The sequence below is a fragment of the Streptococcus sp. 79 genome (assembly GCF_013277425.1).
Taxonomy (GTDB): Bacteria; Bacillota; Bacilli; order Lactobacillales; family Streptococcaceae; genus Streptococcus; species Streptococcus pseudopneumoniae.
Map to the genome: position 1 here is coordinate 1 of NZ_VMMW01000021.1, position 16,081 is coordinate 16,081.

A 16,081-nucleotide genomic window follows, 5' to 3' on the forward strand; every position below is an offset into this window, starting at 1 on the left:
AAGACTGACGAAGTCAGTTACATATATCTACGGCAAGGTGAAGCTGACGTGGCTTGAAGAGATTTTCGAAGAGTATTAGCGACTAGTTAGCTGGGAAAGGAAGATATTTGTGACAAATAATAAACTGTATTCGTTGATAGAATTTAGAAATAAAATATATGAAGAATTAGAACTTTCCAGAAGTGATTTAGCGATTTTACTATGTGCCATGCTTATCGCCTCTATCGGATTAAATATGGATTCGACTCCCGTGATTATTGGAGCCATGTTAATCTCTCCTTTGATGACACCTATTCTGGGAGTGGGGCTCTCTCTAGCTATATTTGATTTTAAATTGTTAAGAAAATCTTTTAAAATATTAGCTATTCAAATTCTTGCCAGTCTAATAGCTTCAACACTTTATTTTTATCTTTCTCCCATTTCGTATGCTAGTTCGGAGATTGTTGCTAGAACCTCTCCGACTATTTGGGATGTTCTCATTGCTTTTGTAGGAGGGATAGCAGGTATTATTGGTGCTAGGAAAAAAGAGACCAATAATATTGTTCCTGGTGTTGCTATTGCAACCGCCTTGATGCCTCCTCTTTGTACAGTAGGTTATGCTATTGCTTCTGCTAATCTAAAATTTATCATAGGCTCCTCTTACCTATTCCTCATCAATTGTAGCTTTATTGTCATTGCGACTTATATAGGTGTTAGGTTGATGATGGTTAAGAAACATTATTTTAAAGATAATGAAGAAGACTCTAAAATGCGCAGGATTTTGCTTCTAGTTGCTGTTTTGCTGATGATTCCGAGTTTTATCTCTGCAACGACTTTAGTGAGAGAAACGTTGAAAAAAGAGTCCCTTAAGAAATTTATATCAGAGCAATTTCAGGGGCATAATATTTTGAAAAAAATCTATTCTAAAAAGACTCATACCCTAAAGCTAACCATTTCAGGAAATTATTTGACAGAAGAAGAACTCGATATGATTTCAAGTAAGAGAGGTGACTATGGTTTAAGTGATGTTTCTGTTCAAGTTTCCCAATTGTCTGATTCAGAACAACTTAGTAAGGAAGAACTGGTAGAATATTTCTTCCAGTATATCAAGGATAAGGAAGCAAAAGAAAAGGAAAAAGCCAATAAATTTGATACAGAGTCTGAGGAACAATAATTTCTTGAGAATAGCTGGTTTTTCTCGTGAGTCTTCTATGTATATCAAAGGAAGACTGAGGTCTTAAGTATAAAACTTTTCTTCTATTATAGTAGCTAAGTCTTGACAGGGTTCAAAAAATGGTTTACACTTTATAAAGTTTATTACTTTGAAAAGGTGTGATACTGTGGCTACGGCAACAAAAAAGAAAAAATCAACAGTTAAAAAAAATCTAGTCATCGTGGAGTCGCCTGCTAAGGCCAAGACGATTGAAAAATATCTAGGCAGAAACTACAAGGTTTTAGCCAGTGTCGGGCATATCCGTGATTTGAAGAAATCCAGTATGTCCGTCGATATTGAAAATAATTATGAACCGCAATATATCAATATCCGAGGAAAAGGCCCTCTTATCAATGACTTGAAAAAAGAAGCTAAAAAAGCTAATAAAGTTTTTCTGGCGAGTGACCCGGACCGTGAAGGAGAAGCGATTTCTTGGCATTTGGCCCATATTCTCAACTTGGATGAAAATGATGCTAACCGTGTGGTCTTCAATGAAATCACCAAAGATGCTGTCAAAAATGCTTTTAAAGAACCTCGTAAGATTGATATGGACTTGGTCGATGCCCAACAGGCTCGTCGTGTCCTAGACCGCTTGGTAGGCTATTCGATTTCGCCTATTTTGTGGAAGAAGGTCAAGAAGGGCTTGTCAGCAGGTCGCGTTCAGTCTATTGCGCTTAAACTCATCATTGATCGTGAGAATGAAATCAATGCCTTCCAGCCAGAAGAATACTGGACAATTGATGCTGTCTTTAAAAAGGGAACCAAGCAATTTCAGGCTTCCTTCTATGGAGTAGACGGCAAAAAGTTGAAACTGACTAGCAATGATGAGGTCAAGGAAGTCTTGTCTCGTCTGACTAGCAAAGATTTTTCAGTGGATCAGGTAGATAAGAAAGAGCGCAAGCGCAATGCTCCATTACCCTATACCACTTCATCTATGCAGATGGATGCTGCCAATAAAATTAACTTCCGTACTCGAAAAACCATGATGGTTGCCCAACAGCTCTATGAAGGGATCAATATCGGTTCTGGTGTGCAAGGTTTGATTACCTATATGCGTACTGATTCGACTCGTATCAGTCCAGTGGCACAGAACGAAGCAGCAAGTTTCATTACAGACCGTTTTGGTAGCAAGTATTCTAAGCATGGTAGCAAGGTCAAAAATGCATCAGGTGCTCAGGATGCCCATGAGGCTATTCGTCCGTCAAGTGTCTTTAACACACCGGAAAGTATTGCTAAGTATCTGGATAAGGATCAGCTCAAGCTTTATACTCTTATTTGGAATCGTTTTGTAGCGAGTCAGATGACAGCTGCTGTCTTTGATACCATGGCTGTTAAATTGTCGCAAAATGGTGTTCAATTTGCTGCTAATGGTAGTCAGGTTAAGTTTGATGGTTATCTTGCCATTTATAATGATTCTGACAAGAATAAAATGTTACCAGATATGGCTGTTGGAGATGTGGTTAAGCAGGTGAATAGCAAACCAGAGCAACATTTCACTCAACCGCCTGCTCGTTATTCTGAAGCGACATTGATTAAGACCTTGGAGGAAAATGGTGTTGGACGTCCGTCAACCTACGCACCGACCATTGAAACTATTCAGAAACGTTATTATGTTCGCCTTGCAGCCAAACGCTTTGAACCGACAGAGTTGGGAGAAATTGTTAACAAGCTCATCGTTGAATATTTCCCAGATATCGTAAACGTGACCTTCACAGCTGAAATGGAAGGCAAGCTGGATGATGTCGAAGTCGGAAAAGAGCAGTGGCAACGTGTTATTGATGCCTTTTACAAACCATTCTCTAAAGAAGTGGCCAAGGCTGAAGAAGAAATGGAAAAAATCCAGATTAAGGATGAACCAGCTGGATTTGACTGTGAAGTGTGTGGCAGTCCAATGGTCATTAAACTTGGTCGATTTAGTAAGTTCTACGCTTGTAGCAATTTCCCAGATTGCCGCCATACCCAAGCAATTGTGAAAGAGATTGGTGTTGAGTGTCCAAGTTGTCATCAGGGACAAATCATTGAGCGTAAAACCAAACGCAATCGCCTTTTCTATGGTTGCAATCGCTATCCAGAATGTGAATTTACCTCTTGGGACAAGCCTGTTGGTCGTGACTGTCCAAAATGTGGAAACTTCCTCATGGAGAAAAAAGTCCGTGGTGGTGGCAAGCAGGTTGTTTGTAGCAAGGGTGACTACGAAGAAGAAAAGATTAAATAAGAAGAGAGTCCTGAAAGTGAATTTCAGGCTCTTTTTGGTTAGAACTTGACAAAATTCATCATTGTATGCGAAACTAGAAGAAGATTATTTTAATTAGGAGTAGTTATGCGTCTTATCTATCTGATAATTGGTTTTTTATCACTGGCCTTGGCAATTGTTGGGGTTGTTTTACCCTTGTTGCCTACAACGCCTTTTCTTTTGTTGTCTATTGCTTGTTTCTCCAGAAGTTCCAAGCGCTTCGAAGATTGGTTGTATCATACCAAGCTCTATCAAGCATATGTTGCTGATTTTCGCGAGACTAAGTCTATTGCGCGTGAACGTAAAAAAGAGATTATTGTCTCTATCTACATCTTGATGGGAATTTCCATTTATTTTGCACCTCTTTTACCTGTCAAAATCGGTCTGGGAGCCTTGACCATCTTTATCACCTATTATCTCTTTAAGGTTATTCCAGACAAAGAATAGTTAAAATAGTAGTTATTTGCCTTGATAAAAATAAAAACATATTCACAACAATATGATATAATAAATTCAAAGTAATCTTCAAGGAGAATCAAATGATTTACGAATTTTGTGCTGAAAATGTGACCTTGCTTGAAAAAGCGATGGAGGCTGGAGCTCGTCGAATCGAACTCTGTGATAATCTTGCAGTTGGTGGGACAACACCCAGCTATGGAGTGACTAAGGCAGCAGTTGAACTGGCAGCTAACTACAATACAACCATCATGACCATGATTCGTCCACGTGGTGGCGACTTTGTCTATAATGATATGGAAATTGCTATTATGCTAGAAGACATTCGCTTGACTGCTCAGGCTGGAAGTCAAGGGGTTGTATTTGGTACCTTAACTGCTGATAAAAAGTTGGATAAGCCTAATCTGGAGAAGCTAATTGAGGCTTCAAAAGGAATGGAAATTGTCTTTCATATGGCCTTTGATGAATTGAGCGAAGAAGACCAGTTAGAAGCTATTGACTGGCTTAGTCAAGCTGGAGTCACTCGTATCCTAACTCGTGCTGGTGTATCTGGCGACTCTCTAGACAAACGTTTTGCTCATTATCACAAAATTTTGGAACATGCTAAAGGTAAAATTGAAATTCTACCAGGTGGAGGGATTGACCTTGACAACCGTCAAACCTTTATTGACCAGCTGGGGATAACACAATTGCATGGAACCAAGGTTGTCTTTTAAAAAATAGAAAGGAACTGCTAGCTTTTGATAGCAGTTTTCACTTATGTTTGAAATTTTTAAATCCTATCAATTTAATAAAGAAAAGGCTCATGCTTATGGTTTTGTAGAAAATAGTGGAGTCTGGACCTATAGTTGCCAGATTTTGCAGGGTGACTTTGTCATGACTGTGTCCATTACTGCTGATAATGTGAACTTTCAGGTCTTTGACCAGGAAACCGGTGACCTCTATCCTCAAGTTCATATGGAAAGTATGCGTGGGAGTTTTGTAGGAAGTGTCCGTGAGGCTTGTTTGGAGATTCTTTACCAGATTCGGAAGGCTTGTTTTGATGTGCAAGATTTTATCTTTCCTCAGACTAAGCGTATCATGGTTCAGGTTCAGGAAAAGTATGGAAACCAGTTGGAGTATCTGTGGGAGAAATCGCCTGATACGGCAGTATTAAGACATGAAGGAAATCAAAAGTGGTATGCCGTCTTGATGAAAATCTCTTGGGATAAGCTGGAAAAGGGCAGAGAAGGACAAGTGGAAGCAGTCAATCTCAAACATGATCAAGTAGTGGACCTGCTTTCACAAAAGGGCATTTATCCAGCTTTTCATATGAACAAACGCTACTGGATTAGTGTGGCGCTTGATGATACGTTGTCAGATGAAATGGTACTGGAATTGATAGAAAAAAGTTGGAACTTAACCTCTAAAAAATGAAACATTTCAAGGATTTTCAAGAACTTTCAATTAGCTAAATATTCTCTACTGAAGAAATTTTCAGAAAATATTTGATTTTTTCTTGACAAGTGCTTTTGCCTATGCTAAAATACTTAACAAGATATCAAACGAAGGAGAAAGTCAAACATGAAAACAGCTAAGTTTAATCAATTCGCTTTGTTGTTGAGGTACTCGGGCTAGTGCAAAAAGCATTAGTCCTGTTTGGCTTACCAAGCGGGAGTAAATCAACATCTCGCTTGGGTTTCTGAGCGAGATGTTTTTTTTAAAATCACATTTGGAAAAGGGGAAATCTTATGCGAACAGTTGAATTTCTAGATACCAGCCTTCGGGATGGAGAGCAGACACCCGGTGTTAACTTTTCAATCAAAGAAAAAATTGCCATAGCAAGGCAGCTTGAGAAATGGGGTATTTCAGCCATTGAAGCTGGTTTTCCGGCGGCGAGTCCTGATTCATTCACAGCAGTGCAGGAGATTGCTAAGGCCTTGAAGAAAACGGCGGTAACTGGTCTGGCCCGCTCTGTCAAGTCTGATATTGATGCTTGTTACGAGGCCCTAAAGGACGCCAAGTATCCACAAGTTCACGTCTTTATCGCTACCAGTCCCATTCATCGTAAGTATAAGCTCAATAAGAGCAAGGAAGAGATTTTGGAAGCTATTAAGGAGCATGTTTCTTATGCCCGTTCTAAGTTTGAAGTGGTCGAATTCTCTCCTGAGGATGCGACTAGAACAGAGTTGGATTTCCTCTTACAAGTTGTTCAAACAGCGGTTGATGCAGGGGCGTCTTATATCAATATCCCTGATACGGTTGGATTTACCACGCCAGAGGAGTACGGTGCTATCTTCAAATACTTGATTGAGAATGTCAAGACGGATCGTCAGATTATCTATTCGCCTCACTGCCACGATGACCTTGGAATGGCAGTGGCAAATAGCCTTGCTGCCGTCAAGAATGGGGCAGGACGTGTTGAAGGAACCATCAATGGTATTGGTGAGAGAGCTGGAAATGCTGCTTTGGAAGAAATAGCAGTAGCCCTCAATATTCGCCAAGATTACTACCAAGCAGAAACCAGTATTGTCCTAAATGAGACCATCAATACGTCAGAAATGGTTTCTCGCTTCTCAGGTATCCCAGTTCCTAAAAACAAGGCCGTCGTTGGTGGTAATGCCTTTTCTCACGAATCTGGTATTCACCAAGACGGAGTCCTTAAAAATCCTCTTACCTATGAAATCATCACCCCTGAATTAGTCGGTGTTAAGAGTAATAGCCTCCCACTTGGAAAATTGTCTGGTCGCCATGCCTTTGTCGAGAAACTGAGAGAATTGGCCCTAGATTTTACAGAAGAGGATATCAAACCACTCTTTGCTAAGTTCAAGGCGCTAGCAGACAAGAAGCAAGAAATCACGGATGCAGATATTCGTGCGCTGGTAGCTGGAACTATGGTTGAAAATCCAGAAGGCTTCCACTTTGATGATTTACAACTGCAAACCCATGCAGATAATGACATTGAAGCACTCGTTAGTCTGGCTAATATGGATGGTGAGAAGGTCGAATTTAATGCAACAGGGCAAGGTTCCGTTGAAGCGATTTTTAACGCTATCGACAAATTCTTTAACCAATCCGTCCGCTTGGTGTCCTATACCATTGATGCTGTGACAGATGGAATTGATGCCCAGGCTCGGGTCTTGGTCACTGTTGAAAACAGAGATACAGAAACCATCTTTAACGCAGCAGGCCTTGATTTCGATGTGTTGAAGGCTTCAGCTATTGCCTATATAAACGCTAATACCTTTGTTCAAAAAGAGAATGCTGGTGAGATGGGACCTAGCGTTTCCTATCGCGATATGCCTAGTGTGTAAAGGAGAAGGCTATGACAAAGAAAATAGTAGCTTTAGCAGGGGACGGAATTGGCCCAGAAATCATGGAGGCTGGTTTAGAGGTCCTGGAGGCTCTAGCTAAAAAAACAGGCTTTGTCTATGAAATAGACAAACGACCTTTTGGAGGTGCAGGTATTGATGCTGCAGGGCATCCCTTACCTGATGAAACCCTCAAGGTATGTCGTGAAGCAGATGCCATTCTCCTAGCGGCTATCGGTAGTCCCCAGTATGATAGTGAAACGGTTCGGCCTGAACAAGGCTTGCTAGCTCTCCGTAAGGAACTCAATCTTTACGCTAATATTCGCCCTGCAAAAATCTTTGACAGTCTCAAGCATTTGTCACCACTAAAATCAGAACGAATTGCTGGGGTGGACTTTGTCGTTGTGCGGGAGTTGACAGGCGGGATTTACTTTGGGGATCATATCCTTGAAGAAAGAAAAGCGCGTGATATCAACGACTATAGCTATGAGGAAGTGGAGCGGATTGTTCGCAAAGCCTTTGAAATTGCAAGAAATCGCAGAAAAATCGTTACCAGCATCGATAAACAAAATGTTTTGGCAACATCAAAACTCTGGAGAAAAGTGGCTGAGGAAGTTGCGCATGATTTTCCAGATGTGACCTTGGAACACCAGTTAGTGGACTCAGCTGCCATGCTTATGATTACCAATCCTGCTAAGTTTGATGTCATCGTGACGGAGAATCTTTTCGGAGATATTCTCTCGGATGAATCAAGTGTTCTATCTGGCACACTTGGGGTTATGCCATCAGCCAGTCACTCTGAAAAGGGTCCAAGTCTCTATGAACCTATTCACGGTTCAGCTCCTGATATTGCTGGTCAAGGCATTGCAAATCCTATCTCCATGATTTTATCAGTGGCCATGATGTTGAGAGATAGTTTTGGTCGTTATGAGGATGCAGAGCGTATTGAGCGTGCTGTTGAAGCAAGTTTGGCGGCTGGTGTTTTAACAAGAGATATAGGGGGACAGGCTTCTACCAGGGAAATGACAGAAGCTATTATTGCAAGGTTATGAAGTTAGACGAAAAAATTACTCTAGTCCTTTTAATTTGGAATGTCATGGTTTTCTTGATTTATGGTATTGACAAATCTAAGGCAAGGAGAAGAGCTTGGCGCATCCCAGAGAAAATCTTACTCATTTTAGCCTTTACTTGTGGTGGTTTTGGTGCCTGGTTAGCAGGAATCACTTTTCACCACAAGACTCGAAAATGGTACTTTAAAACAGTTTGGTTTCTTGGGATGGTGACTACACTAGTAGCCTTATATGTTATTTGGAGGTAATAGATGGCAGGAAAATCGATTTTTGATAAATTATGGGACCGTCATGTCATCACAGGAGAAGAGGGGCAGCCCCAACTCATGTATGTGGATCAGCACTATATTCATGAAGTGACCAGCCCTCAGGCTTTTCAAGGTTTGCGAGATGCAGGGCGCAGATTGAGACGACCAGACTTGACATTTGGAACCTTTGACCACAATGTCCCGACGGTCAATATCTACGATATTCGAGATGTGATTTCTAAGGCTCAAATTGATAAGCTGGCTGAAAATGTTGAGGAGTTTGGGATTGAACATGCGGCCCATGGTTCTGAAAAACAAGGAATTGTTCACATGGTTGGTCCAGAAACAGGACGAACCCAACCAGGGAAATTCATCGTCTGTGGAGATAGCCACACAGCAACCCACGGGGCTTTCGGAGCTATCGCCTTTGGGATTGGGACCAGTGAGGTCGAACATGTCTTTGCGACACAGACCCTCTGGCAGGTCAAACCCAAGAAAATGCTGGTGGAATTTACAGGTGTTCCTCAAAAAGGAGTTTATTCCAAGGATTACATTTTAGCCTTGATTGCCAAGTACGGTGTTGCTTGCGGCGTTGGCTACGTGGTGGAATATCGTGGACAGGCGATTGATGCACTGAGCATGGAAGAGCGAATGACCATCTGCAATATGTCCATCGAGTTTGGATCCAAGATGGGAATCATGAATCCGGATCAAACTACCTATGATTATCTCAAGGGACGAGAATGTGTTCCAGAGGACTTTGAAGAGGCTGTGGCGGATTGGAAAACAATTGTCAGTGATGAGGATGCTGTTTATGATAAGGTTATCCAGATGGATGTTTCAGACTTGGCTCCTATGGTGACCTGGGGAACCAACCCTGCTATGGGGGTTGACTTTGACAGTAGCTTCCCAGAAATCAAGGATATGAATGATGAGCGCGCCTACAATTACATGGATTTGGAGCCTGGTCAAAAGCCAGCAGATATTGAACTGGGCTATATCTTTATAGGTTCATGTACTAATGCTCGTCTCAGCGACTTGCAACTGGCTGCGCGATTTGTCAAAGGAAAGAAAATTGCTCCTAATCTAACAGCTATCGTGGTTCCAGGCTCTCGTCCTGTGAAACGAGCTGCTGAGAAGTTGGGCTTGGATAAGGTCTTTCTGGATGCTGGCTTTGAGTGGAGAGACCCAGGTTGCTCCATGTGCCTAGGGATGAATCCGGACAAGGTTCCTGATGGTGTCCACTGCGCCTCAACCAGCAATCGTAACTTTGAAGATAGACAAGGCTTTGGTGCTAAGACCCATCTATGCAGTCCAGCCATGGCAGCAGCAGCAGCTATTGCAGGGCGCTTCGTAGATGTTCGGCAAATGCCAGAAGCCCAGTAAGGAGAGGATATGGAGAAATTTACAGTTTATACGGGAACGACCGTTCCTCTCATGAATGATAACATCGACACCGACCAAATCCTACCCAAGCAGTTTCTTAAGTTAATTGATAAAAAAGGCTTTGGTAAGTACCTCATGTATGCTTGGCGTTATCTGGATGATCTCTATACTGAAGATCCAGACTTTGTCTTTAACCGACCTGAATATCGGAAAGCTAGTATTCTTATCTCAGGGGATAACTTTGGGGCAGGGTCTTCGAGGGAACATGCAGCTTGGGCTCTAGCGGACTATGGTTTTAAGGTCGTGATTGCAGGGTCTTTTGGGGACATTCATTACAATAATGAACTCAATAATAGCATGTTACCTATTGTTCAGCCTAGAGAGGTTAGAGAGAAACTAGCCCAGCTAAAACCAACCGACCAGGTAACTGTGGACTTGGAACAACAGAAAATCATCTCACCAATTGGAGAATTCACTTTCGAAATCGATAGTGAGTGGAAACACAAGCTCTTAAATGGTTTGGATGATATTGGTATTACCTTGCAGTATGAAGATTTGATTGCTGCCTATGAAAAACAACGACCAGCCTACTGGCAGGATTAGAAGAAAAATAGAAAAGGAAATAGAACTATGACAAAACACATTCAATGGAAGGGAACACTTTCACAAGAAGGCTATGATATTTTAAAAGGTGAGGGCGGATGTATCGTTTGCCCTACAAAAGTTGGCTACATTATTATGACTAGCGACAAGGCAGGACTTGAGCGCAAGTTTGAAGCCAAAGAGCGTAACCGTAACAAACCAGGTGTTGTTCTCTGCGGTAGCATGGATGAGCTTCGTGCTTTAGCACAACTTAACCCAGAAATTGAAGCCTTCTACCAAAAACATTGGGATGAAGATATTCTTCTTGGTTGTATCCTTCCTTGGAAACCAGAAGCCTTTGAGAAACTCAAAGCATACGGTGATGGTCGTGAAGAACTCATGACTGACGTGCGTGGTACTAGCTGTTTCGTTATCAAATTTGGGAAAGCTGGTGAACAATTAGCTACCAAACTTTGGGAAGAAGGAAAGATGGTCTACGCCTCATCTGCAAATCCATCTGGAAAAGGAAACCGTGGTAAGGTAGAAGGAATTGGAGAACGCATCGAAGGGGCAGTTGACCTTGTTATCGAGGCAGACGACTATGTGGCATCAATCCAGCCTGACAAAACGATTGAAACACGCTACGAGCAAGGTGTGATGGTGTCTATGGTGGATAAAGACGGCAAACTCATCCCAGAACAAGGGGGAGCTCGCTCAACTTCACCAGCTCCAGTTGTAATCCGCAAAGGGCTTGATATTGATAAGATTATGATGCATCTGTCAGACACCTTTAACTCATGGGACTATCGTCAGGGCGAGTATTATTAATATTTAAAAGAAGTCTAGTGTTATGAGACATTGAAGCTCCTGACACTGGACTTTTTATTTATAATTTCTTTTCTTTTTTATATAGATGTGATATTCTATATGTGAAATGTGTGTTAAGATAGTTATTAAAAATATTTAAACTAACAAATAATATTTAGAACCTTTAATAATCATTTAATAAGCGAGGTAAAGCATTATGATATCTGAATCAACTTTTATTGATAGAATAAAAAAAGAATTCCCAGATGCAATTGAAAATCAAACAAAAAGTTATATTTCTTTTCAGGTTAAAAATATGAAAGGGAAGTTACAAAACTTTATAGAGATTAATTTTCGGAATAAAGGAATAAAGATTGCCATTCTCTCCAAAAGTCTTCGTGATTCAGATTTTTTGATATTTGATAAGAAGCCTGATTCATTTGGTTGGACACTTGATGCTGAGTATTTTATTAAGGACGAAAATTCATTAGACGAGATTTTACCTTTTATAAATAAATCTTATGAGTTTGTAAAAACTGGAACTAACTCAGAGTGTTATAAAGTCTTCAGAGAATTTTTGTCTAAATTTGTGAATCAATCAAATATCTATAATTCGAAAGATATAGAAATGAAACGTTCTCAAAAATTAGATGGAGCTGAACATATTTATCCTGCTCTAACCATCGAAGGTATTCCATACAAAGTTGAAATGCTTAACACAGGTCATTTTGGTCCAAGGAGTGGTAATGGATATATTAAATCACCTTATTTTGGTTATCGATTGAGTGACATTGATAACTCATGGATAAATATAAGATGTGGTTTTCAGAGATTTAAACTCACAGAATTTAAAATAGTAAAATGGTACAGTAATAATCAAGATGAAGATTTAGGTTATAAATACCTTGTCAAAGATTTAGAATTGGAATCAACCGCGGAACCTAATGATATTTTAAAAGAGTTTTACGACAATTTTACTAGTTTCTATGTGAAAAAAGAGAAGAAAGATGTAAACATGTTAGAAAATATCAACGAGTATAAAAATATTTTACTATCATCCAAAAACCTCATCCTCCGCGGTGCTCCTGGCACAGGAAAAACTTACCTTACTAAAGAAATTGCTAAAGAATTAACGGATGGCAACGAAGACCAAATCGGCTTTGTACAGTTTCACCCATCTTATGATTATACGGATTTTGTAGAGGGTTTGAGACCGGTATCAAATGTGGATGGATCTATTGGATTTAAGCCTCAAGACGGTATTTTTAAGAAGTTCTGTCAGAAAGCGAAAGAAGCTCAGAAAACTGGAGGACAAGATAATTTTGAAGAAACGTGGGCTAAGCTAACGGATGCTATCAATGAAAAGCAAGGACAATACTTCTTCCCTCGTAGTTCGGTTCCAGCCAGTTTAAATAGTCAAGGGAATGTGAAGTTTGATTCTCCTGTTGCTACCAAAGAAAAAGTGTATCTTTTGTACAAGGGTGAGGAGACTAAGTTAAAGTACGAAACTTATCAAAAAATCGTTTTAGATCACATGAAAGAAAGTTATGGCTTATGTGATTATGTGTTTCCAACAATTGATACAGACAAAAAATTCGTCTTTATCATTGATGAAATCAACCGTGGTGAGATTTCTAAGATTTTTGGAGAACTCTTTTTTTCTATTGACCCTGGCTATCGTGGTGAAAAGGGAAGTGTATCTACCCAGTATGCTAATTTACATGAGACTGATGAGAAATTTTATATCCCTGAAAATGTCTATATCATCGGAACCATGAATGATATTGACCGCTCAGTGGACACCTTTGATTTTGCTATGCGCCGTCGCTTCCGCTTTGTTGAAGTTACTGCCGAGAGTCAGGTTGAAATGTTGGATAAAGAGCTGAATATCCATGCAGAAGAAGCAAAAACTCGTCTAAGAAACTTGAATACTTCTATAGAAAACGTTCAGGAATTAAACAGTCATTATCATATTGGACCAAGTTATTTCCTAAAGTTGAAGGATGTAGATTTTGACTATGAATTACTCTGGTCTGATTACCTCAAACCACTTTTGGAAGATTATCTACGTGGTTCTTATGACGAGGTTGAAACTCTGGAAACTTTAAAAAAGGCATTTGATCTGACAAAGAATGAGCAAAAAGATCAGGTAGTAGCTGATGACAATGAAGGCGATGAAAACGATGATGCGGATCACTGATAATCAGCACAAGATTGTTAAAGAAGAATTTGTTGAAGAATATCCTAAACTAAGCAATCTTCTTTTAGACAGAACCTTGGAAAGTCTATCCCAATATGAACGTGTTTTCATTTTTCCAAATGATTTGACTCATACTCCTGATTTGGATAAGGACCAAAAGATTTTTGAAACAGTTAACCAGAAAATCAAGACTGGGAATGTGATTGGTTTTCTGGGGTGTGGTCAGGAAAGATTAACGATTTCCTCTCGCTTTTCTAATGAGAGTAATGACCATTTTTTGCATTATCTTTTACAAAAGGTTCTTCATATCAATCTCACTAGTTTAGATGTTGCTTTGTCTCGTGAAGAGAGGCTTTATCAACTTTTGATGTATCTCTTCCCCAAGTATCTACAAGCTGCTATTCGAAAAGGTCTTTATAAGGAATATCATCGATTTTCTCATAACGACAGTCATGTTAAGGGAGTGATTGATGTAAGAAGCAATCTCAAGAAAAATCTTCCTTTCACGGGAAATATTGCCTACACAACGAGAGAGTTCACCTATGATAATCCCCTCATGCAGTTGGTCCGTCACACTATTGAATACATTAAGAATCAGAAAAGCATTGGTCAAGGGGTACTAGATAATCTCTCAACTAGTCGTGAAAACGTATCTGAAATCGTGCGTGTAACGCCCTCTTATAAACTAGCTGATCGTGCTAAGATTATTCGGGGAAATCAATCTAAACCTATACGTCATGCATACTTTCACGAGTACAGAAAGTTACAAGAACTTTGTCTGATGATCCTAAACCAAGAAAAGCACGGTTTAGGGTATCAAGATCAAAAAATCTATGGTATTCTCTTTGATGTTGCCTGGCTTTGGGAAGAGTATGTTTACACCTTGTTGCCAAAAGGTTTCATCCATCCACGAAATAAAGATAAGACGGACGGAATTTCAGTATTTTCTAGTCGAGAACGAAAAGTTTATCCAGATTTCTATAATAGAGATTTAAAAATTATGTTAGACGCTAAATATAAAAAGCTTGAAGATACTGAAAAAGGAATTAACCGTGAGGACTTGTTCCAGTTGATTTCCTATTCTTATATTTTAAAAGCTGAGAAGGCTGGTCTTGTTTTTCCGAGCAAGGACAAGGTTGTTGATAATGAGATAGGAAAGCTAGCAGGTTATGGAGCTTTGTTGAAGAAATGGTCTATCCAAATTCCTCAGAAGTCTTCATCTTATCGTGAATTTTGTGAAATGCTGGAAAACTCCGAAGAAATATTTAAAAGTAATATTACTAAAGAACTGGGGAGATAATAATCTCTCCTTTCTTTTGTTATTTACACAATAAAAACCGAACGATATATTTTAATTTATAAAATAATTTGACAAAAACCTTACTTTGTTTTATAATTGATTAAGGAAACGTCGGAAAAGGCGTAGTGATGCGAGAGCATAGGTAGGTCATTACAAAAGAAACGAGACATCGATATGTTAAATGAATTTCCCATTTTTGATTACGAAGATATTCAATTGATTCCAAATAAATGTGTGATTAAAAGCCGTGCAGAAGCGGATACAAGTGTCACTTTAGGAAATCACACCTTTAAACTACCTGTTGTGCCAGCTAATATGCAGACGATTTTGGATGAAAATGTAGCAGAGCAACTGGCTAAAGGTGGTTACTTCTACATTATGCACCGTTTTGATGAGGCAGGACGCATTCCTTTTATTAAACGAATGCATGAGCAAGGGCTTATTGCCTCTATCTCTGTCGGTGTTAAGGACTATGAGTATGATTTTGTTAGCCAGCTCAAGGCTGATGCTCCTGAGTACATCACGATTGATATTGCCCATGGTCATGCGGATAGCGTGATTTCTATGATTCAACACATCAAGAAAGAATTACCAGATACTTTTGTTATTGCAGGAAATGTGGGAACACCAGAAGCTGTGCGTGAATTGGAAAATGCTGGTGCGGATGCCACTAAGGTCGGAATTGGTCCTGGTAAGGTTTGTATCACCAAGGTCAAGACAGGTTTTGGTACAGGTGGTTGGCAGTTGGCTGCTCTCCGTTGGTGTGCCAAGGCTGCCCGTAAACCGATTATCGCTGATGGAGGAATTCGTACTCACGGCGATATTGCCAAGTCTATCCGCTTCGGTGCTAACATGGTCATGATTGGTTCCCTCTTTGCAGGACACATCGAAAGTCCAGGGAAAACGATTGAAGTCGATGGTGAACAATTCAAAGAATACTATGGTTCAGCTTCCCAATACCAAAAAGGTGCTTACAAAAATGTGGAGGGCAAACGCATCTTGCTTCCTGCCAAAGGTCATCTGCAAGATACTTTAACGGAGATGGAACAAGACCTTCAAAGTGCCATTTCATACGCAGGTGGACGTCAGGTTGCTGACCTTAAACACGTTGATTATGTTATCGTGAAAAACTCTATCTGGAATGGGGATGCTTCCCACTAAGACGGGCCATCTGACCAGAAAAAAACTTGTTATTAGAGCAAATTTTTGTTATAATAAAACAAGTTTCCACCCTTAGTGTAATGGATATCACGTAAGATTCCGGTTCTTGAGATGGGGGTTCGATTCCCTCAGGGTGGATGTAAACATCCTAAAAAG

General features: G+C 40.0%; 14 protein-coding genes and 1 tRNA gene. All 15 read left to right on the top strand.

Annotated elements, in window-relative coordinates; genetic code table 11:
• Positions 1 to 109: 109 nt before the first annotated feature.
• Positions 110 to 1,153, top strand: coding sequence for a TIGR00341 family protein (locus tag HT729_RS04845; RefSeq protein WP_007284808.1), 1,044 nt, complete (start codon positions 110 to 112; stop codon positions 1,151 to 1,153).
• A 166-nt stretch (positions 1,154 to 1,319) separates the two neighbouring features.
• Positions 1,320 to 3,407, top strand: a complete 2,088-nt coding sequence (gene topA / locus HT729_RS04850) for a type I DNA topoisomerase (RefSeq protein WP_172931742.1) — start codon at positions 1,320 to 1,322, stop codon at positions 3,405 to 3,407.
• 105 nt (positions 3,408 to 3,512) lie between these two features.
• Positions 3,513 to 3,872, top strand: a complete 360-nt coding sequence (locus HT729_RS04855; RefSeq protein WP_023936524.1) for a YbaN family protein — start codon at positions 3,513 to 3,515, stop codon at positions 3,870 to 3,872.
• A gap of 92 nt (positions 3,873 to 3,964) precedes the next feature.
• Complete coding sequence (locus HT729_RS04860) at positions 3,965 to 4,597, top strand: copper homeostasis protein CutC (RefSeq protein ID WP_023936523.1); 633 nt, start codon at positions 3,965 to 3,967, stop codon at positions 4,595 to 4,597.
• A 43-nt stretch (positions 4,598 to 4,640) separates the two neighbouring features.
• The gene (locus HT729_RS04865; protein ID WP_023936522.1) at positions 4,641 to 5,297 is read left to right on the top strand and encodes an MmcQ/YjbR family DNA-binding protein; all 657 of its coding nucleotides are present in this window, start codon (positions 4,641 to 4,643) and stop codon (positions 5,295 to 5,297) included.
• Positions 5,298 to 5,611: 314 nt separating this feature from the next.
• On the top strand, positions 5,612 to 7,174 hold the full coding sequence (locus HT729_RS04870; protein ID WP_119947856.1) for a 2-isopropylmalate synthase: 1,563 nt from the start codon (positions 5,612 to 5,614) through the stop codon (positions 7,172 to 7,174).
• 11 nt (positions 7,175 to 7,185) lie between these two features.
• A complete protein-coding gene (leuB, locus tag HT729_RS04875) occupies positions 7,186 to 8,223 on the top strand; it encodes a 3-isopropylmalate dehydrogenase (RefSeq protein ID WP_119947855.1) in 1,038 nt (345 codons plus the stop codon).
• Complete coding sequence (locus HT729_RS04880; RefSeq protein ID WP_023936517.1) at positions 8,220 to 8,489, top strand: DUF1294 domain-containing protein; 270 nt, start codon at positions 8,220 to 8,222, stop codon at positions 8,487 to 8,489. The genes leuB and HT729_RS04880 overlap by 4 nt, the downstream gene beginning before the upstream one ends.
• Before the next feature lie 3 nt (positions 8,490 to 8,492).
• The gene (gene leuC, locus HT729_RS04885; protein ID WP_050208154.1) at positions 8,493 to 9,875 is read left to right on the top strand and encodes a 3-isopropylmalate dehydratase large subunit; all 1,383 of its coding nucleotides are present in this window, start codon (positions 8,493 to 8,495) and stop codon (positions 9,873 to 9,875) included.
• Between the two features lie 9 nt (positions 9,876 to 9,884).
• Positions 9,885 to 10,478, top strand: coding sequence for a 3-isopropylmalate dehydratase small subunit (gene leuD / locus HT729_RS04890; RefSeq protein ID WP_055356791.1), 594 nt, complete (start codon positions 9,885 to 9,887; stop codon positions 10,476 to 10,478).
• 27 nt (positions 10,479 to 10,505) lie between these two features.
• Positions 10,506 to 11,285: a Sua5/YciO/YrdC/YwlC family protein gene (locus HT729_RS04895; protein ID WP_172931743.1), complete on the top strand. Its 780-nt coding sequence runs from the start codon at positions 10,506 to 10,508 to the stop codon at positions 11,283 to 11,285.
• Positions 11,286 to 11,481: 196 nt separating this feature from the next.
• Positions 11,482 to 13,464, top strand: coding sequence for an AAA family ATPase (locus HT729_RS04900; protein ID WP_138707191.1), 1,983 nt, complete (start codon positions 11,482 to 11,484; stop codon positions 13,462 to 13,464).
• Entirely contained in the window at positions 13,451 to 14,764 is a 1,314-nt protein-coding gene (locus HT729_RS04905; protein WP_171043140.1) for an McrC family protein, read from the top strand. The genes HT729_RS04900 and HT729_RS04905 overlap by 14 nt, the downstream gene beginning before the upstream one ends.
• Positions 14,765 to 14,938: 174 nt before the next feature.
• Positions 14,939 to 15,925, top strand: a complete 987-nt coding sequence (locus tag HT729_RS04910) for a GMP reductase (RefSeq protein ID WP_023933066.1) — start codon at positions 14,939 to 14,941, stop codon at positions 15,923 to 15,925.
• 66 nt (positions 15,926 to 15,991) lie between these two features.
• A tRNA-Arg gene (locus tag HT729_RS04915) sits at positions 15,992 to 16,063 on the top strand.
• Positions 16,064 to 16,081 lie beyond the last annotated feature (18 nt).